General features: G+C 54.4%; 15 protein-coding genes and 1 riboswitch. Of the genes, 12 read left to right on the top strand and 3 right to left on the bottom strand.

Annotated features, from left to right (window positions below):
- Nucleotides 1-87: 87 nt before the first annotated feature.
- Nucleotides 88-216, bottom strand: a riboswitch (TPP riboswitch).
- 548 nt (nucleotides 217-764) lie between these two features.
- Together FD744_RS00600 and FD744_RS00605 are read left to right on the top strand one after the other, a co-directional pair.
- Nucleotides 765-1,124: a hypothetical protein gene (locus FD744_RS00600; RefSeq protein WP_160866889.1), complete on the top strand. Its 360-nt coding sequence runs from the start codon at nucleotides 765-767 to the stop codon at nucleotides 1,122-1,124.
- Nucleotides 1,125-1,162: 38 nt separating this feature from the next.
- The gene (locus FD744_RS00605; RefSeq protein WP_160866890.1) at nucleotides 1,163-1,477 is read left to right on the top strand and encodes a hypothetical protein; all 315 of its coding nucleotides are present in this window, start codon (nucleotides 1,163-1,165) and stop codon (nucleotides 1,475-1,477) included.
- A 117-nt stretch (nucleotides 1,478-1,594) separates the two neighbouring features.
- On the opposite strand, the gene FD744_RS00610 is transcribed toward FD744_RS00605, so the two are convergent.
- Nucleotides 1,595-4,282, bottom strand: coding sequence for a cation-transporting P-type ATPase (locus FD744_RS00610; RefSeq protein WP_160866891.1), 2,688 nt, complete (start codon nucleotides 4,280-4,282; stop codon nucleotides 1,595-1,597).
- 758 nt (nucleotides 4,283-5,040) lie between these two features.
- Between FD744_RS00610 and FD744_RS00615 the strand changes: the two genes are divergently transcribed.
- Genes FD744_RS00615 through FD744_RS00625 form a run of 3 tightly spaced genes read left to right on the top strand, consistent with a single transcriptional unit; the run spans nucleotide 5,041 to nucleotide 10,150 of the window.
- Complete coding sequence (locus tag FD744_RS00615; RefSeq protein ID WP_160866892.1) at nucleotides 5,041-6,126, top strand: efflux RND transporter periplasmic adaptor subunit; 1,086 nt, start codon at nucleotides 5,041-5,043, stop codon at nucleotides 6,124-6,126.
- Nucleotides 6,126-9,188 (top strand): efflux RND transporter permease subunit, encoded by a 3,063-nt coding sequence (locus FD744_RS00620; protein WP_160866893.1) that lies wholly within the window; start codon nucleotides 6,126-6,128, stop codon nucleotides 9,186-9,188. The genes FD744_RS00615 and FD744_RS00620 overlap by 1 nt, the downstream gene beginning before the upstream one ends.
- Entirely contained in the window at nucleotides 9,185-10,150 is a 966-nt protein-coding gene (locus FD744_RS00625; RefSeq protein WP_160866894.1) for an acyltransferase, read from the top strand. Before FD744_RS00620 ends, FD744_RS00625 begins: the two co-directional genes overlap by 4 nt.
- On the opposite strand, the gene FD744_RS00630 is transcribed toward FD744_RS00625, so the two are convergent.
- Nucleotides 10,140-11,645 carry a carboxylesterase gene (locus FD744_RS00630; protein ID WP_160866895.1) on the bottom strand — a complete coding sequence of 502 codons (1,506 nt, stop codon included), beginning with the start codon at nucleotides 11,643-11,645 and terminating at the stop codon, nucleotides 10,140-10,142. The two genes, FD744_RS00625 and FD744_RS00630, sit on opposite strands and share 11 nt — an antisense overlap.
- Entirely contained in the window at nucleotides 11,635-12,180 is a 546-nt protein-coding gene (gene pagP / locus FD744_RS00635) for a lipid IV(A) palmitoyltransferase PagP (RefSeq protein ID WP_373424348.1), read from the bottom strand. Before pagP ends, FD744_RS00630 begins: the two co-directional genes overlap by 11 nt.
- Nucleotides 12,181-12,431: 251 nt before the next feature.
- Between pagP and FD744_RS00640 the strand changes: the two genes are divergently transcribed.
- From FD744_RS00640 to fhuB, 7 genes are all read left to right on the top strand, one after another.
- Nucleotides 12,432-12,674, top strand: coding sequence for a type II toxin-antitoxin system ParD family antitoxin (locus FD744_RS00640; protein WP_034822508.1), 243 nt, complete (start codon nucleotides 12,432-12,434; stop codon nucleotides 12,672-12,674).
- Complete coding sequence (locus tag FD744_RS00645) at nucleotides 12,667-12,957, top strand: type II toxin-antitoxin system RelE/ParE family toxin (RefSeq protein ID WP_034822506.1); 291 nt, start codon at nucleotides 12,667-12,669, stop codon at nucleotides 12,955-12,957. Before FD744_RS00640 ends, FD744_RS00645 begins: the two co-directional genes overlap by 8 nt.
- 158 nt (nucleotides 12,958-13,115) lie before the next feature.
- A complete protein-coding gene (locus tag FD744_RS00650; protein ID WP_058960788.1) occupies nucleotides 13,116-13,619 on the top strand; it encodes an RNA polymerase sigma factor in 504 nt (167 codons plus the stop codon).
- Complete coding sequence (locus FD744_RS00655) at nucleotides 13,616-14,653, top strand: FecR domain-containing protein (RefSeq protein ID WP_160866897.1); 1,038 nt, start codon at nucleotides 13,616-13,618, stop codon at nucleotides 14,651-14,653. Before FD744_RS00650 ends, FD744_RS00655 begins: the two co-directional genes overlap by 4 nt.
- A gap of 79 nt (nucleotides 14,654-14,732) precedes the next feature.
- Nucleotides 14,733-17,081 (top strand): TonB-dependent siderophore receptor, encoded by a 2,349-nt coding sequence (locus FD744_RS00660; protein ID WP_160866898.1) that lies wholly within the window; start codon nucleotides 14,733-14,735, stop codon nucleotides 17,079-17,081.
- Entirely contained in the window at nucleotides 17,081-17,965 is an 885-nt protein-coding gene (locus tag FD744_RS00665; RefSeq protein ID WP_160866899.1) for an ABC transporter substrate-binding protein, read from the top strand. Before FD744_RS00660 ends, FD744_RS00665 begins: the two co-directional genes overlap by 1 nt.
- The gene (fhuB, locus tag FD744_RS00670) at nucleotides 17,962-19,881 is read left to right on the top strand and encodes a Fe(3+)-hydroxamate ABC transporter permease FhuB (RefSeq protein WP_237449305.1); all 1,920 of its coding nucleotides are present in this window, start codon (nucleotides 17,962-17,964) and stop codon (nucleotides 19,879-19,881) included. Before FD744_RS00665 ends, fhuB begins: the two co-directional genes overlap by 4 nt.
- The last annotated feature ends 5 nt before the right edge of the window (nucleotides 19,882-19,886 follow it).

Below are 19,886 nucleotides of genomic sequence, written 5' to 3' on the forward strand. Positions count from 1 at the left end.
CCAGTTGCGATTGCGCGAAATTTCTCAGGCAGGGCCTGATGAGTAGAGTCTGTCCGCTACAAGCACAAAGATGGGATCAGGACGCAGTGTCGCCCTGTGTTCCGCTCCCTACGCCGGTATTAGCCGGATCAGGTTCGTAGGGTCACTACGTTGCCAACGCGAAAACGCTGGCGGGTAGAATCTCAGCCCGCTAACCGGGCCCCCCCTGGAACAGGTCGCAGTCAATCAAAAGGCCGCTCAATAAAACGTCAATCAACTCACTGATTTTATTGGGCTTACTTTAAATCCACTGCAGACGGTCGTTAAAGGTTAAACCATTTGCTGTTTTAACACACTGATCTTTTTATCTGACCAGATGCACGACGAGCGTTTCAGCTTCGCGGTGATTCATTGATTAATGTGAATAGCCCTGCTGAATGAGCGGGCTGTGAGTTTTTATCATCAGATACTTCTGACCTCAGCATTAATGTAGGAAAAAATGTCATGAGAATGCCATAACTCTACCATTAACAAGTTATTAACCAGGATATTTGATGTACTTTGGCTTTAATGCCCGTTTTATTTGTTCGAGTCCCTCTTCAATAAATCTCACAGGATTTTTTTGTGGTACGTAATATTCAGATTTTATCCCAACCATTATCAGATAATGACCAGGCGGCATCTGCAATACACATCAATTCATTTCATCAAATAAAACAGAAATAGTCTTGATTTTCCGTTAGTTAGACCAGAGACTGTTTGTGAAGCACTTAAGGGAATTTAAAATGAAGACTTCCGCTAAGGTTGGAGCACTCAGTGCCCTGGGGATTATTTTGTCTGCGTCGGGTTATGAGGTATATTCGCGGAACGTAGAAAATCAAAAAGATGAAATAGCCTGTGTGACCGTTCACAGTCGTGATGCGGTTATTGCCGTAGAGAAAGATCTCCTCAATAAATCCCATACCGAGATGTTTGGGAAAAATAGAATCACCCTGGGCTCTCTTCTGTTCCACAACGAAAGCGTAGCAAAAAATGGTACACGTATTATCGTTCCGTTTACTTTTGCGAGCCATCGTGGGCAATCTGAGTTTCAGGCCGTAGTGAGATGTTCAAATTTACAAGATATTGAATACGATAAACTTTAATGAGTCCATTGACTCACACAGCAAACGGATAAAAAACCATGTATAAGGCAACGAAGTATTACGTCTGCGATCACGCCCGCAGGGGCTTGCTGTTGCATACCGCAGGATGTGAACAGTTACCCGGTATCGATTCACGGGCGTTTATTGGCAGTATGTATAACCACAGCCAGGCATTAACCGTCGCCGCAGCGCAATATGCGAATGTTCATTACTGCCCGTGCTGTATCACGGTGAATAAGACTATCGAGCCAGAAAAATCTAAGGCAGCTATGCCAGCACTGTGCAGGGCGACCAAACCAAAGAGAAAGAAACCGGTGAAGATTGTCGAACCCGTGCGACATTTCCCTCTCTGACTTGATGACAGCAAATGTCCTGCAACGTTTAAATCCCATCTTTTGGCCCGAAATCAACATGTATCGTATTAAACACCGCCCGCCTCGCTGACACCAGCGTGACGGGCGGCAGCAGACTCAAGCCGTTCTGAATCGCCGGGTAAGTGGTTTCTCGACTTCAACAATCAGGAACATCACGAAACCGATGATGAAGGTAATGACCCAATAACGGAATGGCAGTCCAGTGGTACCGAATAGCAGCTGCATAAATGGCGCGTAGATGATCAGCAGTTGCAGCACCAGCAGCACCGCGCTGACGATCCAGATCCCTTTGTTCATCAGCAGCCCTTTGCTCAGTGAGAAGCCGTCCGACACACGGCAGTTGAGCATATAGAACCACTGCGCGGTAACCAGCGTCTGTAACAGCACGGTGCGGATAAACTCAGGGGAATAGCCACGCGGCTGCAGCCAGGCTTCCAGCACAAACGCACTTATCGCAATCATTGAGCCAACAAACACCACGCGCCAGATAGCGAACCCATCCATCACATGCAGTTTGGGATCGCGCGGCGGTCGGCGCATGATGTTTTTTTCACCCTCTTCAAATGCCAGACCAAACGACAGCGTGGCCGACGTCGCCATGTTCATCCACAGAATCAGTACCGGCGTCAGCGGAATGAGATTCCCCGCCAGCAGCGCGATGATGATCAACAACCCTTGCGCGAGGTTGGTGGGCATAATAAACAGGATGGTTTTTTTCAGATTGTCATAAACCCGGCGCCCTTCCCTTACCGCGCTGGCTATGGTGGCGAAGTTATCATCCGTGAGCACCATATCGGCGGCTTCCTTGGTCACTTCGGTGCCTTTAATACCCATCGCGATACCGACATCGGCGCGCTTCAGGGCGGGCGCATCGTTTACGCCGTCCCCGGTCATGCCGACCACCTCTTGCTTACTCTGCAACGCCTGAACCAAACGGAATTTATCCTCCGGACTGGTGCGGGCAAAGATGTCGTAGGCCTGCGCGGCATCACTCAACTGGTGATCGTCCATCATTTCCAGTTCACGCCCGGTGATGGCTGAGCCTGCATTGCCAATCCCCAGCATCTGCCCAATGCTCATCGCGGTTTGCGGGTGGTCTCCGGTAATCATTTTGACGCGTATGCCGGCTTGCAGGCAGTCACGAATCGCGGTGATGGCTTCAGGGCGCGGCGGGTCCATCATTCCGGCAATGCCGAGCAGTATCACGCCCTGTTGCAGATCCTGATGAGTGAGCTCAGTTTGTCCCGGTAACGCCGGTTTCCAGGCTGCCGCCACCATGCGCAGCCCTTCGCGCGCATACTCTTCAATCTTGCCTTCCCACCAGCTGATATCGAGCGGTTGCAGGCCGTGCTCGGTTTGCTGCTGCTGACAAAGCCGGAACAGCACATCCGGCGCGCCGGTGATCAGCACGCGCTCTTCGTCACCAATGCGGTACAACGTCGACATATATTTGTATTGCGAATCAAACGGAATTTTACTGCGTAACTCGGTGGTGACCACAGGCAACTGCCCTTTGGCGGCCAAAACCTTGAGCGCACCTTCTGTCGGGCCCCCGGTGATTTTCCAGAAACCGCTCTCATCCTTAATCAGCTGGCTGTCATTACACAGATCGATGGTACGTAAATACTGCTCAAGCAAGGACCCACCCGTGACGGTAATCGGTACGGCGTCATCCGCTTTATGAATGGCACCAACCGGTTCATAGCTGTCACCGTCTACCCGATAGATATGGTCGGCGGTGATCACCGCTTTGACCGTCATCTCATTCATGGTCAGCGTGCCGGTTTTATCCGAGCAGATCACCGTCATCGCACCCAGCGTTTCCACCGTCGGCAGCTTGCGAATGATCGCCTGCTGCTTCGCCATGGTCTGTACGCCAAGTGAGAGGATGATGGAGATAATGGCGGGTAAACCTTCAGGAACGGATGCCACCGCCAGACTGATCAATGACAGCATCAGTTCAGAGACCGGCATATCGCGGAACAGCAGACTGAAGACAAACAGTGCCGCCATCATCGCGAGGATAATCAGGAAGATGGCTTTCCCTAACTTGTCCATTTGCACCAGCAACGGCGTGCGGTGTTTTTCGATATCGGACATCATCTGATTGATGTGCCCCAGCTCGGTCTCTCCGCCCGTGGCGACGACCAGCCCTTTACCGCCCCCAGAACTAACCGTTGTTCCCGAAAACAGTAAATTGGTGCGGTCGCCTAACGGAAGTTCGCCCGCAAGCGCATCGGTGGTTTTCTCTACCACCGTAGATTCCCCGGTGAGTATCGCCTCTTCGACGCGAAGATTGTGGGCTTCGATCACCCTGAGGTCAGCGGGAATACGATCCCCGGCGCGGATCACCACCACATCACCTGGCACCAGCGCGGTGGTCGGCAGGGTTTCATGGTTACCCGCGCGGATCACCACCGTTTCACTGGAGAGCATATTGCGTATGCTTTGCAGGGATTTTTCCGCATTACTCTCCTGGATGTGACCAATCAACGCGTTGACCACTGCCACACCGAGAATGACCAGTGTATCGACCCAATGGCCCATCACTGCCGTCAGCAGCGCGGCAGCGAGTAACACGTAAATCAGCACATCGTTAAAATGGGCGAGGAAGCGCAGCCATGCTGGCTTGCCCGGTTTTTGTGGCAGGGCATTTTCACCGTACTGTTGTAAGCGTGCTGTTGCTTCACTACCCGAGATACCTTCGAGTGAACTCTCTGTCTGGCTCAAGGTTTCATCGACAGAAAGCTGATAGTACGACCTTTCCGATTTAGCAGTATTCATCGCTTTCTCCTCAAATCCTGTTTCGGAAATCAAGGCGGTGACATCGCGTTATTAACAGATCCACTTCAAATACAAAGACAAACATCCACGTACTGCCTGAGGTGAGTCCCGTTTATAACTGAAAGACATGTCATTAATGGCTGCTCAACGAAATTGAGCAGGGAAATAATCTATACGCCAAACTTTTGACAAGAGAAATGAACGTTATAAACGTAGCACAGGCAATTCAACTCACTCTGCTTTTATGAGGAAAGTCATCCGTAATCAAAAAACAATTTTTAGCGTAATTTTAAACCAAAGATAAATAAGCCGTTTTTAACGAAAATAAATTAACCTATCCCTATGTTAATGAAATGGCGGGAAAAGCCACGCTTTGTGTTTATGTTGTTAACGTGGTTTAAAGCTCTATTTAAATCAAATAAATCAGACTTAAATTCCATGAGTTGCGATAAAGTTATTGCGTTTATCAAACTTTACATTTTTGGATATCCACAGCTATGCTCATGCTTAACAAATAAACCTTAACCGTCACTCCTATCCGACCGCAGTGAGATGACTCTAATTCGCCCACTGTTAATGGAGGTAACGATGCCGGACTATAGTCTGCTGCGCCTGAGTCTTTATGTGGTTATCGCTATTGTAACCTGTTCTGCCGTGGGGTTATTTACCTACGCCGTTGTTTCAATGCTCGGCGAATGAGAACCTCGCTAATAATAACGCCAATAATTAATTCAATATTGCTGATTGAGGACAAACTCGTGACGCGTTATTTTCCGCTGATCGCCATTGTTATATTGATAACAACAGGTTGCGATCAAAAAAAAACGGAAGTTGCCCCTTTGCCGCGCATGGTGAAAGTGGTTGAGGTGGTGGCTTCCGGAGAGGCTCAGCAACGCATCTTTCCCGCACGCATTGAATCGGGTGATTCCACAGACCTCTCCTTTAAACGGGGTGGACAGATCGACGCCCTGGAGATTCGCCAGGGCAACAATGTGACACAGGGACAAGTGATCGCCAGACTGGTGGCACGTGAGGCGCAGCAGCGCGTTAATGAACGTCAGACCGCCGCCACCCTCGCTCAGCGACAGTTTGCACGATTCCAGACGCTATCTGGCCGCCAGGCGATCTCGCAGGCCGAAATGGACGTGCAGCGCGCGAACCGCGATGCCGCCAACGCGGCCTTGCAAATTGCCCGTGAAGAGTTAAGCCAGATGACCTTAACCGCGCCTTTTAGCGGCACCGCGGCGACGGTCAATGTGCGTAATCATCAGGTGATTGCGGCGGGCCAGACCATCGCCACGTTAACGCGCACCGACCTGCTTGATGTGGTGTTTAACGTGCCGGAAAACCTGTTCACCGCGCTGGATATCCGCAACATGACGTATCGCCCGGTAGTGAGGATTAACACGCTGCCGGATCGCGAATTTCAGGCTGAATACAAAGAGCACACCGGTAGCAGTAGCAGCAACACACTGACCTGGCAGGTGATCTTAACCATGCCGCGCCCTGCCGATTTTCCGGCCGTGGGCGGTGTCAGTGGTACTGTCACCATCAATCTGGCCAATCTTCCCGCCAATGTGAATCACGCTGCGCTGGTCGTTCCGGTCGAGGCGGTGTTTAACCCCGACAGCCACCAGCGCAATGAACCTCATGTCTGGGTGGTGCAAGGCAGCGGCGATCAGCTGAAGCTGGAAGATCGTAGGGTCGCCGTCGGCGAAGTCACAAACCAGGGAGTGGTGATCACCGATGGACTGAAAGCCGGTGAACGCGTGGTCGCAGCAGGCGTCAATGAGTTACATGCGCAACAGCCGGTACGCATCTGGACGCGTGAGCGAGGGCTGTAATGGACATCTCCAAACAGTTTATTGATAACCCGATTCGCGTCTGGCTGGCGATTTTGCTATTAGGGCTGGGGGGTATTTTTGCCCTGCTGAATATTGGTCGCCTGGAAGACCCCGCTTTTACCATTAAAACCGCCGTGGTGGTCACACAATACCCTGGCGCGTCCGCACAGCAGGTGGAAGAAGAGGTGACGCTGCCGCTGGAAAATGCCCTGCAGCAGTTGCCCTATCTGGACAGCGTCAGTTCCATCTCTTCCAACGGCCTGTCACAAATTACGGTGAATATTGCGTCGCGCTATCACTCTAACGAACTGCCACAAATCTGGGATGAGCTGCGGCGGCGCGTCGGTGATGCGTCACGCTTCTTCCCGCCCGGCGTGGCGGCGCCTTTCGTTAACGATGATTTTGGCGACGTGTTCGGCTTTTTCTTCGCCATTTCCGGTGACAACTTCAGCAATCCTGAATTAGTGCAATATGCCGAACAGCTGCGGCGAGAACTGGTGTTGGTACCCGGCGTGGGCAAGGTGGCGATTGGCGGCGCCATCCCGCAGCAAATTGATGTCGATGTTTCGCTGACGAAAATGGCGGCGCGCGGCATTACCCCTGCGCAACTCTCCGCAGCACTCAGCCGCCTGAACGTGGTTTCCAGCGCAGGAGAGATCAAATCCGGCTCCGAATCGATTCGTCTGCATCCTACCGGGGAATTTGAAAATATCGATGAGCTGAGCGATCTGCTTATCAGCCCCGTTGGCGACACTGCCACCACCCGCTTGCGCGACATCGCCACGCTGTCTCGCGGGTTGAGCGAATCCCCTTCCAGCATCTATCACGCCAACGGCCGCCCGGCGGTCACCATGGGCGTCTCCTTTATCCCTGGCGTCAACGTGATTGACGTAGGTCGTGCACTGGAAGCCAAACTGCAGCAGATGTCGGCAGAAAAACCAGCCGGTATCCAAATCAATACGTTTTACGATCAGGCTGCGGAAGTGGCGCACTCCGTCAACGGCTTTATCACCAACTTCCTGATGGCGCTGGCGATTGTGGTGGGCGTGCTGCTGATCTTTATGGGCGTACGCAGCGGCATCATTATTGCGCTCTCGCTGGCGCTGAACGTGCTGGGCACCCTGCTAATCATGTATCTGTGGGGTATTGAGCTACAGCGTATTTCACTGGGAGCGCTGATTATTGCCCTCAGCATGCTGGTGGATAACGCGATTGTGATCGTCGAAGGGGTATTGATTGCACGTCAGCAAGGCTCATCGCGTACCTCGGCGATCAACTTTGTTATCCGGCGCTCGGCCTTCCCGCTTCTGGGAGCCACGGTTATCGCAATACTGGCGTTTGCGCCGATTGGGTTGTCGCAGGATTCCACCGGTGAGTACTGCAAATCACTGTTCCAGGTGTTGCTGATTTCGCTGATGTTGAGTTGGTTCTCGGCGCTCACCATCACGCCGGTGTTAATCAAATGGTGGCTGTTTAAAAAGAACAGCGCGGCAACGCCCGCCGCTGAAGCCTCGCCCTACGATGGCGGTTTTTATCGACTCTACCAACGCACGCTCAACGCGCTGCTACAGCAGAAAACCCTCACGCTTTCAGTGATGGCCGTCCTGCTGGCACTGGCGATTTGGGGCTTTGGTGGCGTAAGGCAAAACTTCTTTCCCTCGTCCAATACGCCGATCTTTTTTGTCGATTTGTGGCTGCCTTACGGCACAGACATCAAGGCAACCGAGCAAATGGCCAGCGATATTGAAAAGTCGATCACCGGGCAGCAAGTCGTGGTGTCTACGGTCACCACCGTCGGCCAGGGCAGCATGCGTTTTATCCTTACTTACAATGGACAGCGCCAGTACAGCAACTATGCGCAAATCATGGTGCGCATGGACGATCAGCGCCATATCGCCGCGCTGTCACGCCGTGTGGATGACTATATTGCCCGCCAGTATCCGCAGGTGAATGCCAGTACCAAACGGGTGATGTTTGGTCCTTCCGGCGGCAGCGCCATTGAGGTACGCATCAAAGGTCCCGATCCTGACCGTATGCGCCTGATTGCCAGCGAAGTGGGTGATATCCTCGCGCAGGATCCCGCCACCGACAGCGTACGCAATGACTGGCAAAACCGCAGCAAGGTAATCCGTCCACAGTTTAATCCGGCGCTGGGCCGCGAGCTGGGGGTGGATAAACAGGAGATCGATAACGCGTTGCAAATGAATTTCACCGGCAGCCGCGTGGGTTTATACCGTGAAGGCGCAGATTTACTGCCAGTGGTGGTGCGTCCGCCCGCCAGCGAACGCCAGGATGCCAATCATCTGAACAATGTGCTGGTGTGGAGCCAAAGCCAGCAGCATTACATTCCGCTGAGTAATGTAGTGAGTGGCTTTAATCTTGAATGGGAAGATCCATTAATTCTGCGGCGCGATCGCAGCCGCGTGCTGACGGTGATGACCGATCCCAGTCCGCTCACCAGCGACACTTCCGGCGATATTCTGTCACGCGTGCGACCGCAAATTGATCAGCTCCCACTGCCGCACGGTTACAGCATTGAATGGGGCGGCGATGCCGAAAACTCCAGCGAAGCGCAGCAGGGCGTGTTCACCACGCTACCGTTGGGCTATCTGGTGATGTTTGTCATTACCGTGCTGATGTTTAGCTCCGTAAAAAATGCCGTGGCGATCTGGCTAACGGTGCCATTGGCGCTAATCGGCGTGACGCCGGGCTTTTTGCTCACCGGTATTCCGTTTGGCTTTATGGCACTGATCGGCTTACTGAGCCTGAGCGGCATGCTGATCCGCAATGGCATTGTGCTGGTGGAAGAGATTGAACAGCAAAAACAGGACAAAACGCAGCACGACGCGATTCTGTATGCCGCCACGTCGCGCTTGCGCCCCATCCTGCTGACCGCGTTCACCACGGTGTTAGGCCTGGCACCGCTGCTGCGCGATGTGTTTTTCCAGAGCATGGCGGTGGTGATTATGTTTGGACTGGGCTTCGCAACGATACTGACGCTGCTGGTTCTGCCAGTGATTTATGCCTGCTTCCACCGCGCTGAGAAAGCGACGTCAACATGAACGCCACCGGGCTGAATGTCATTAAGACACTCGGCTGCATGGCGGCAGTGACCTTTTTTACGCTGTATAACACCTGGGATCGCTACGATTATGATTACCACTGGATTCTGGCGTTCCTGACGTTTATCACCACCATCGCTACCCCACTGTTTTTTGTGGTGGCGGGCATTATGGATAGCCACGCTGAGCAGGATTTACGCTGGCAGCTCAACAAGATCCGCAATGTGGTGATCGTGTTTCTGTTCTGGATGACGATTTACTATCTCTGGGAACCTTACCAGCGCGGTTACCTGATTCAGCCGTGGTTTGTGTTCTCGTTTATCGTGATCTACAGCTTCAATCCGCTGCTCAGCTGGCTTAGCCTGCATCGCCTGACGTTTTGCGCGCTGGTCGGCGCCCTGTTGCTGTTTTCCTATGGCTACGATTTGCTGTCGGTGCTCTATCCCGAGGTGCGGGTGCTCAGCCTCGCGCCGCAATACCGTATCTGGACCTGGCTGCTGTTTTACCTCACCGGCCAGCTATTGTGTGAACCGGTGATTGCCGACTGGCTGAGTCGGAGAAGAGTTGCCCTCGTCGCTACCTGTGCCCTGCCCTTTATTTATCTGTTCACCTGGTTGTACGAGCAACACTTCTTCTTCGCGCTATTTAAAGCCGACCGCAATGCCTTCCTACTCACCGGCTCACAAATCTACCTGCTGGTGGTCGCACTGGTGTTAGCCGCCAGCGGCGTGCGCTTTCGTCGCCATATCGCCCTCAAAGAGACGCTGCTGGCCACCGTAAGTAAAACCATGACCGGGGTGTACATCATGCACTACTCGGTATTTCATATCGTCACCGCGTTGATCCCGATTAACTCGCTGGCCACTAAACTCACGCTGATTGTGCTGACCTTTGTGCTCTCGGTGTTGCTGGCCCGACTGATTCTCGCCAACGAGCTGCTGAAAAAAGTCATTACTCTTTAAGGCACTGTTGCAGATCCGGCTGCTGACCGCAGGCAGTTCGTCCATTTATTTGCGCCATCATATAAGTGAAAAACGGATTCGAGGTATTACGCATCAGCGTGTCGAGCCCAACGGTAAGACTGGAAGTTTCTCCGCGCAGTGAGATGGTGCCGAGGCTGATGCCATAACGATTTTTCTCGGTGGGTTCGCGGCCATACAGCGAATCGGTGAGAGGGAATGGGACAGCGATATGCGACAAGGAATACATATCCTGCGGCCACGCCAGATGCAGCGGACGCGTCACTTCGTTGGTTTGATCGGCAGGCGTGATACGGGCGACCACGTCATAAGTGGTGGGCGACGCGTTAGTGATCACCGTTGTGGCGTAATGACGCGGCGCGGCAGGCAGTAAGTCGTTGACCGCTGAATACAGTGCAGGCCGGAACAGCGCGCGTAAGTTGGCCGCCTGGTTGATATCGAAAATCACTAACTGACTGCCGTTGTCCGGCAGGTAACGGTACAGCGCATTCACCACCGCGCGGCTACTGACAGTGGAATCGAGGATCGACTGGAACGTCATCAGCGGGGGTAAGCCACGTATTTCGCCATCGCGGGCGAGTTGCACAATCTGTTCCTGCAACGCCTGGGTTAACAGCCAGGACTGACGCGCCGCCCGCACCGGGAATGAATTGTATTTAAACGGGTTGTATTCCGGCACGATATTCAGCCACGCCGCTTTAGCAAACACCGGGAACACCGCTGGCCATCCCGCTAACCCCGCAAAACGGGCGTATGCCGTCACGCCAATCATCGGCGACAGCAGCAGCACCTGCTGCGGTTGGCGCAGATTTTGATTCTGCTGAGCATCGAGCACATATTTCATCGCCAGCGCGCCGCCGTTTGAGTAGCCCACCAGATGCAACGGGACCTGGGTTCCCGCTAAGCGCGTGGCTTCACGCACGGCCAGACGCGTCGCGGCCAGCCACATTTTCCAGTCCACTTTGGTTAACGATCCCGGCGCGGTACCATGGCCGGGCAGCCTGGGTACTACCGCAACATAGCCTTGTTGCTGATAGGCCTGTGCCAGATAACGCATGCTGTAAGGTGAATCCGTTAAACCGTGCAACAGCACCACCGCGCCTTTGATTTCACCCGCAGGTTTCAGCACAAACGAACGATTCCAGTCGGTAGTAAAGCCTGCCGGATAGACCGGGCTTTGCGCGTTATAGCGGTTGAGCGAGGTTTTCTCTTCGTCACTGAGTTGATCCGTGACGTTGTGTTTCATCTGCTGGAAGATCACATTTTCCTGCGCCAGATAATCGTCGAAGGTGGCGTGATCTAATTGCTCCACCGTCATTTCATCAGCCGCCCAGGTGTGCCAGCGATGCAGCGGCGGCCCCTGCTCAGATTGATATCCACGGATCAGCAGAAACATGATGAGCAATGCCATCAAGCTCAGGGCAATTCTCTTTAGCCACTTAAGCACAGAAGAACGTTGCAGCATTTCAGAAGCCATAGCGGAACCAGGCAAACAGCACATTACCGTTGTTATAAGTGCCCGGAATATAGGTGAACTGCACGTTGAGGCGTTTATAGCCTGCGGAGAACAGCGGCAAAACAATCGGCAGCGGCACATAGTTGGCGAAATCATCACGCGCCGTGATACCAGCGGTTAACCCCAGCCCTAAACGTACATCGCGTGCCTCATCCAGATACCAGCCCTTCTCCCAGCCGTAACCGATAATCGGCTGCCACATGTTGTGCGAATCCTTAAACGCCATCGCATACAGCGCGCTCCAGTCACCGTTTTCGTTGTAACGCGACACACCAAAACCCCCGCCCCACGGCGATTCGTTGTAGTTGTCAGTTTTCTCTTTGTCGTAAGCAAAACGCGCATGCCAGCTGATGAACGGCAAATAGAGGTCGTAATATTGTGGCTGCTCCCACGTTTGCGAGACATCCTGTTTCAGCCATTCCCAGCCATCACTCAATGTGCCAGCCGCCAGGGTTGGGAAGGTCAAAACACTCAACGAGACGCACAACGCCACCATAAAAGTACGCATGAGTTATCCTTCTGCAAAAGCACCAATGATAGTGAGCAAGGGGAACAGCCAGCATGATCTGTGTGCCCATACCGGGCAGACCTTCTGGGAATATTATAGTTGTTGAGTGAAGGTTAAGGGTCTGCGCAAAGCATACTATTGCGTGGCACATTCCATAAGAACGAGGTCGATTTGACTGGCGATGAAGACTTGAGCAAACTATGTTCTTTTGTATTAACAGTTAATACACGGTGAGTTCAATGAGAAAAATAACCTCGGTTAGCGTCGGTGAACAACTCGATAACTTCATCTCGCGCATGGTTGATTCAGGGCGCTATGGATCAGCCAGTGAAGTGATGCGTTCGGCTTTACGGCTGCTGGAACAACAGGAATCACATGATCAAGTTGTCCGAAATGCCGTTGTTGAAGGGTTAGAAAGTGGCGAAAGCCCGCGTTCACTGCGTGAGATCGCTGCGGAAAGGAAGAAGCTTCATCGTGTATAAACTGTCCAAACTTGCCGACAGTGACTTTGCCAATATCTATGATTATACCTTGCTCAAATTTGGTGAAGCCCAAGCCGATCGCTACACCGATGCATTGGATGAGTTCCTTGAAACATTGTCAAAGATGCCTGAGATGGGACAGGATTACCCGCGCGTGCAGGATGTGAAACGTATTGTTTTCCAGTCACATACCATTTTTTATACTGCCAATCCTTCCGGAATATTTATTGCCCGAATTTTACATCAACAGATGGATACGGCTCGTCACCTACCCGACTTTTAATTCCACACTCAGCACCCTATCGCGCCCAAAATCTTCCTCAACAACGCTTTTTTTACCTTTTCCAATCATCCCATCTTGATAACGATAACGATTTTCATTCAAATACAGCCTGCCACTCTTTCATGCATGCAGCACTGTGCGGTTGTTGGGAATCCATCTTGTCAGCGTTTGAGCGTTACTACACGGAACTGTTCCGCTTTTTGAGCGGTAAACTGCGGGATAAACACCTCGCGGAAGAACTGACCCAGGAGACATTCAGCCGCGCGCTGGCTGCCCCGGAACAGATTTCCTCGCACCGCGGATTGCTCTACCATATCGCCAGAAATCTTTTGGTCGACCGCTATCGCCTGCAGAAACAGTATGATCCCTCGCAAGATACTGACACCGATGAGTTACTGGCACCCGGCTACGAGCAACCGGACAATCGCCTTGAGAACCAACAATATATCGACCATATTGTGGCTGCCATTGAGACCCTGCCGCCGCGCTGCCGGGAGGCTTTTATCCGTCATCGTATTGAGGGGCAGTCGCAAAGTGAAGTGGCTGCGAGCATGGGAATTTCAACCAACATGGTGGAAAAACACATCATTCGCGCCATGCTGGCCTGTCGTGCCAGCCGCGACAGCTGGCGTGATGAACAGTCGACAGGGAAGGCACGATGACGCGACATGATGAGCAGACGATTGCTGAACAGGCGATTCATTGGTTACTCCGTCAGCAAGAAGGCATGACGCGAGAGGAGCAGCAGGCTTTCGAACGCTGGCTGCAAACGCCCTCCCATCAGGCGGAATACGAGGATTTGGGCGGGCTGTGGCAACAGACGGCGGCTATTCCTGCCGCTGCCGTTGCGCATCTGCGTCCCGCGCCAAGACGCCGTATTGGCTGGCGTCCGATGGTCGCGACCTGTGCGCTGCTATTACTGGCAGCCGTGCTGTTCTTCCCGCTGCGTAACACCTTCGCCCCGCCGATTTACAGCGCAAGCTGGCACACCGGACGTGGCGAGATGCGCACCGTGCAGCTTCCCGACGGCACCACGTTGTCACTGGATGCCGGTACCCAGCTCAACGTGCGCTACTTTGCCAATCGCCGGGAAGTGGAGATGCCGCAAGGGCAAGTCTTCTTCCAGGTCACACACAACCCGAGCCAACCGTTTGAGGTGCTTAGCGGCCCAACCCGCGTAACCGTAGTGGGCACCGAATTCCGGGTCCGTTACCTGCCGCATACCATGAGTGGTGAAGGCAGCGATGTCGCCGTGCGTTCTGGCGCGGTGCGCGTCGGTCCACGCGGCAACTGGGAGAACCGGTGGTGGCGGGCGATGCAGCATCTGCACATTACTCAAGCTCAGCGGCATATCAGTGTGCTGCACGCCTCGGAACGATCGCTCACCGATGCCGAGGGACGATTGATTTCTCGTTCCACGCTGCCCGCCGAGAGCATCGCCGCCTGGCGCGACGATCGTATCGTACTGGATGACACGCGACTGGATATGGCACTGGCAGAGTTCGCCCGCTACGGCGACGTTTCGCTCAAACTGAATTCGCCTGCTGTTGCTGCCCTGCGCATCAGTGGCAGTTTTGATACCGATCGGGTGGATAGCTTTGCTAACGCATTGCCTCGCGTCCTGCCGGTGAAAATAAAAAGCATTAAAAATCAATCCACTGTGGTCGCAACTGGCATGACGTTAAAAAATAATTAAAATCGACGTCAGGGTTTGACCCTGCGCGCCGTCTTCAGAAGAGAATGATTATTATTCATCTTATATCTGGGGATCCTGAATGGCTGGTTTTTCTGTTTTACGTGCATTTCGACCTTCGCATGTTGCCGTCGCGCTGGCGGCGGCCTTGCCTGCTTCCGCCGTTTTCGCCGCGGCAACGCTGTCACTGTCACTGCCCTCGCAACCACTGGCGACCTCACTCAACCAATTAGCCAGACAGGCTAACGTGCAGCTGATTGCTGCACCGACATCCCTTGCTAATAAAACTGCTCCTGCGGTGAAAGGCTCGATGACGCTGAACAGTGCGCTGGGTCAACTGTTGGCTGGAAGTGGACTGGAGTGGACGCAGAATGGTGACACCGTCTCCGTCACGCCTTCGGCAGTAGGCGAAGATACGCTGACGGTAACCAAAACCCCGAGCAACTCTTCCGCCGTACCGGATCAAACCACCAGCGCCACTAAAACAGATACACCTCTGCTTGAAGTGCCTCAGTCAGTCTCGGTGATCACGCGTCAGCAATTGGACCGCCAGAATGTCCAAAGCGTCACCGAAGCGTTGCGTTACGTGCCGGGAGTGAAAACCGAAACCTACGGTGTTGATCCCAAAGGTTATGACTGGATTTACATCCGTGGCTTTAACGCCCTGACCACCAACGATTACCGTGATGGTCTACGCCAACTCAACAACAGTTACAGCTACTTCCGCACCGAGCCTTACGCGCTGGAGCGTATTGATATTGTACGCGGCCCCTCTTCAACCCTGTTTGGTCTCGGCGATGCTGGCGGGATCGTGAACCGCGTCAGCAAAATGCCTGACGCGCGCGGCGTGCATGAAGTTGAAGTCCAGTTGGGGAATTTCAATCGCCGTCAGGCGCAGTTTGATATGAGCGATAAACTGGATGATGAAGGTCAGTGGCTGTATCGCGTGGTCGGTCTGGCACGTGACAGCGATACCCAATTCCAGTATCGCGATGGCCCGCATGTCGAAGATAACCGCCTGTACCTCGCGCCGACCTTAACCTGGCTGCCCTCCGCCGATACCAGTCTGACGCTGCGTGCGGATTACCTGCGCGATACCTCCGGCGGCACCGTGGCGGTATTGACCAATCCGGGCAATAAAACCACCGACACGCTCTTAGGCGATTACAACTACAACCGCTTCCGCCAGGAGCAGTACAGCGTGGGCTATGAGTTCAGCCAGCAGCTTTCTGAGGGCATTAAGTTCCGCCAGAACCTGCGTTACGGTCAGACCGATACCATTCTGAACAACCTGCTTGCAGGCGATCCAGACTTCACCACCAACACCGTGTCACGCAACGCCATTCGTTTTGATGAGCATATGAAAGCCTTCAACATCGATAACCAGTTGCAGATGGATTTCAACACGGCGTCAGTTGCTCATACGCTGCTGGCCGGGGTGGATTACAGCTGGCTGGATGCCAACGCCAAGCGCTTCAGCGCTGTTGCGCCCGCGCTCAGCATCACCAATCCGGTTTACGGTCTGGATATTGCCGACCCGACCAACGCCGTGAATAACAACGATCAAACCACCGCCCAATTGGGTGTGTACATGCAGGATCAAATTCACCTCACCGATCAATGGCTGGTGACGCTCGGCGGTCGTCATGACGATATCAGCATGCGCACGCAGAACAACCTCAATGGCAGCAACTCATGGGTGGACAAAGATGCCTGGACCGGACGCGCAGGATTAACTTATCTGGTCGGCAACGGATTGGCGCCGTACATCAGCTACGCCGAGTCATTCGTGCCCAACAGCGGCACCGACAGCCAGAACCGCACCTTCGATCCGAGTAAGGCGCATCAGTATGAGATTGGGGTGAAATATCAGCCGGACAGCAATCTGCTGATGACACTGGCCGCGTTTGATATCACCAAATCCAACGTGCTCACCAATGAAATCGTCGATGGCCTCGCCACCGGTTATCAGGTGGCATCAGGTGAAGTGCGCTCACGCGGCATCGAGTGGCAAACACAGGCACAGCTGACCTCTAACCTCGACGTGCTGGCTTCTTATACCTACACCGATGCCGAGATCAGCAAAAGCAACAATGGCGATCAGGGCAAGCAGCAGGCTAACGTGCCGAAAAACATGGCATCGGCATGGCTGAACTATGGCTTCCATCAGGGCATGTTCGACGGGCTGTTGCTCAGCACCGGCGTGCGCTATATCGGCAGCATGTACGGCGACAACGCCAACACCATTCCGGTAAAGAACTTCACCCTGGTCGATGCGGGCGTGAAATATCAGGTGAACAGAAATATTCAGGTCGGATTCAACGTACAAAACCTGTTTGATCATCACTACGTCGGCACCTGTGATGGCGATACCAGCTGCTATCCGGGCCAGGAACGCACCTTTATAGGCTCGCTGAAGCTGAACTTCTGATGTTCAACATCAGTCGTCGTACCTGCCTGAAAATGCTCGTCGTGCTGCCCATCGCGGCACGTGCGAGCCAGGTCATTCGCGATCGCCAGCGTATTGTGGCGATCAACTGGGCGGCAGCGGAAACGCTGCTAAGCCTGGGCGTCACGCCGCTGGCAATATCCGATAGCCACTATTTTCGCCAACGCATTCCGCGCCCGCTGTTACCTGACAGCGTGCAGGATATCGGGCCTTTCTGGGAGCCCAATCTGGAAATGCTCGCGGCCCTGCGCCCCGCACTGATCATCAGCGATGCACTCCCCGCCGCCGTTATGACCAAAATGGCGGCCATCGCCCCGGTAGAAACCGTCACCGCGTTTACGACGTCTGGTGATTTATGGCAAGTCCTGCATGACTGGACCGGGCAACTGGGCGCACGTCTGGAGGTTACCCCCCACGCGACACAGTGGCTGCAACAGGTCGATACGGCAATGGATACTTATCGCCAGCGCCTGATTAACCCTCAACACAAGCGCGTACTGGTTATGGTGTTGGATCAGGATGGTAAGTACGCAACGCTTTACGGCAACGGCAGTCTGGCCGATGCGGTGTTACGCCAGATCGGTTTGATCAACGCCTGGCAGAAATCAGTTAACGCTGCGCACGTCGCGCGGGTGCGCATAGAGGAACTGGCCGATCTCCCCTGCGACTGGCTTTTCTACACTGAATTACCCACGGCGATGACACGTTTAATGCGCGCCCGGCAGCCGAACGGTTTATGGCACCACTTGCCGATGGTGGCGCAAGGGCGCGTGACCCGTTTGGATCATTTCTTTCCGTTTGGCAGCCTCGCGACGGCGCTTGGGCTGGCGGACGATATCACTCGCGTACTGGAAACCGCATCATGAAACCGATGAGCGCCATGGTGCTGCTGTGCACCGCTTTCATTGCGGCACTCACGCTGGTCACGGTCAATTACACTGCGCTACTGGCACGCTACCCCGTCTCACTGGCATCACTGCTGGTTGAGCAAAGCTTTCTGCCGCGCATCGCTGTCAGCCTGCTGTGCGGCGCAGGCCTGGCGTTGGCCGGTTTGCTGTTTCAGCAGGTGCTGCAAAATCCGCTGGCCGAACCGGGAACGCTCGGCGTGGCTGCCGGTGCCAATCTGGCGATGTCCGCCGCGCTGGTGTTCGCGCCGGGCCTGTTGGTCATTGGCTTGCCGCTGCTGGCGCTGATCGGATCGATGGTGGCCATTTTGATCCTGATGGCGCTCACCGCAGGTCGCCGATTCGCGCCGCTGAGCGTGATTCTGGTGGGCATGGTTCTCAGCCTGTACGGCAACGCGCTGAACACGCTCTTGGTGCTATTCAACCACGATTACCTGAGCGACCTGTTTAGCTGGCAAGCCGGGACACTGACGCAGAGCGGCTGGAGCAGCAGCCTGGTATTGGCGGTAACGCTGGCTTGTGCACTGATCGCCAGCCTGCTGCTGGTCAGACCGCTGACGGTGCTGGGATTATCCGAGCAAAATGCCCGTGCGTTGGGCCTGGCCACGGTGCAGGTGCGCTTTTTGGCGCTGGGCGTGGCGGTCTTTCTGAGTGCGATGATCACCAGCCAGGTGGGAATTATCAGTTTTATCGGGCTGGCGGCCCCGGCGATGGTTAAAGCCTGCGGCCTGCGCCGCTTCCCACCGCAGCTGATCGCCAGCATGCTTACTGGTGCAACCTTACTGCTGTTGGTCGATCAGCTCGCATTACGCTGTTCCCCTGCGGCGGGCGACATTCCATCAGGCGCCGTGACGGCACTGTTAAGCGCACCGTTATTATTGATACTGCTGATGCGGCAACGCGCCACACATCTGCCGACCGGGCAAACGCGGCTCAGCGCTACCCCGCGTTTCAACACGCCTCAACTGGGGATCCTGTTACTGCTTTTGCTGCTGATTCTGCCTGCGTCTCTCTGGTTCAACCGTACACCGCCAGGCGCAATTACTTCGCAATTGCTGGTCTGGCGCTGGCCGAGAATCAGCGGTGCGCTCTGCGCAGGGATGATGCTGGCGTGTGCGGGGGTGCTAATTCAACGCTTAACCGGTAATGCGATGGCGAGCCCGGAGCTGACCGGCATCAGCAGCGGCGCGGCCCTCGCGGTGTTATTGACCGTGTTATTCACCTCCTGGCCCCTGACGTTTATGTTACCCGCTGCGGTGGTCGGCAGCCTGGTCGCCATGCTGTTGCTGTTTTTGTTTGGCGCGCGCGGTGGGTTCAACCCGCAGAAGATGGTGCTGATCGGTTTGAGCCTTACCAGCCTTGCCAGCGCGCTGAATATGATATTGATGCTGAGTGGCGACCCGCGTGCCCTGATGCTATTGAACTGGAGTACCGGTTCGACCGCCAACATTGATGCAAGCATGGCCATCGGTGCGATGGTTGCCGCGATGGTGTTGTGTCCGCTGGCGTTGATGATGCAACGCTGGTTAACGCTTTTAGGATTAGGGCAGCCGACCGCTCAGTCATTGGGCATCGCCTTGCGCCGCACGAATTTGTTGATTCTGCTGCTCACGGCATTACTCACTGCTGCGGGCACACTGCTGGTCGGCCCGCTGAGTTTTATCGGATTGCTGGCACCGCAATGCGCCAAAGCAATGGGCGCCAATCTACTGCGTCATCAGCTGTGCGCCGCCGCGTTGATGGGGGGATTATTGATGGTGCTTGCCGACTGGTTGGGGCGCAACATCGCCTGGCCATGGCCGATCTCCGCCGGGCTGTTGACCGCATTTATCGGTGCCCCCTGGTTTTTATGGCAGCTGCGCAGAACGTCAGGCTGAAGAAC

This window comes from Pantoea sp. Taur, assembly GCF_009830025.1.
In the GTDB taxonomy this organism is placed as follows: Bacteria; Pseudomonadota; Gammaproteobacteria; order Enterobacterales; family Enterobacteriaceae; genus Pantoea; species Pantoea communis.

Bases quoted from the DNA above. Each gene is read 5' to 3' on its own strand.
- FD744_RS00600 (WP_160866889.1), top strand. From the start codon at position 765: ATGAAGACTTCCGCTAAGGTTGGAGCACTCAGTGCCCTGGGGATTATT.
- FD744_RS00605 (WP_160866890.1), top strand. From the start codon at position 1,163: ATGTATAAGGCAACGAAGTATTACGTCTGCGATCACGCCCGCAGGGGC.
- FD744_RS00610 (WP_160866891.1), bottom strand. From the start codon at position 4,282: ATGAATACTGCTAAATCGGAAAGGTCGTACTATCAGCTTTCTGTCGAT.
- FD744_RS00620 (WP_160866893.1), top strand. From the start codon at position 6,126: ATGGACATCTCCAAACAGTTTATTGATAACCCGATTCGCGTCTGGCTG.
- FD744_RS00625 (WP_160866894.1), top strand. From the start codon at position 9,185: ATGAACGCCACCGGGCTGAATGTCATTAAGACACTCGGCTGCATGGCG.
- FD744_RS00630 (WP_160866895.1), bottom strand. From the start codon at position 11,645: ATGGCTTCTGAAATGCTGCAACGTTCTTCTGTGCTTAAGTGGCTAAAG.
- pagP (WP_373424348.1), bottom strand. From the start codon at position 12,180: ATGGTGGCGTTGTGCGTCTCGTTGAGTGTTTTGACCTTCCCAACCCTG.
- FD744_RS00640 (WP_034822508.1), top strand. From the start codon at position 12,432: ATGAGAAAAATAACCTCGGTTAGCGTCGGTGAACAACTCGATAACTTC.
- FD744_RS00655 (WP_160866897.1), top strand. From the start codon at position 13,616: ATGACGCGACATGATGAGCAGACGATTGCTGAACAGGCGATTCATTGG.
- FD744_RS00660 (WP_160866898.1), top strand. From the start codon at position 14,733: ATGGCTGGTTTTTCTGTTTTACGTGCATTTCGACCTTCGCATGTTGCC.
- FD744_RS00665 (WP_160866899.1), top strand. From the start codon at position 17,081: ATGTTCAACATCAGTCGTCGTACCTGCCTGAAAATGCTCGTCGTGCTG.
- fhuB (WP_237449305.1), top strand. From the start codon at position 17,962: ATGAAACCGATGAGCGCCATGGTGCTGCTGTGCACCGCTTTCATTGCG.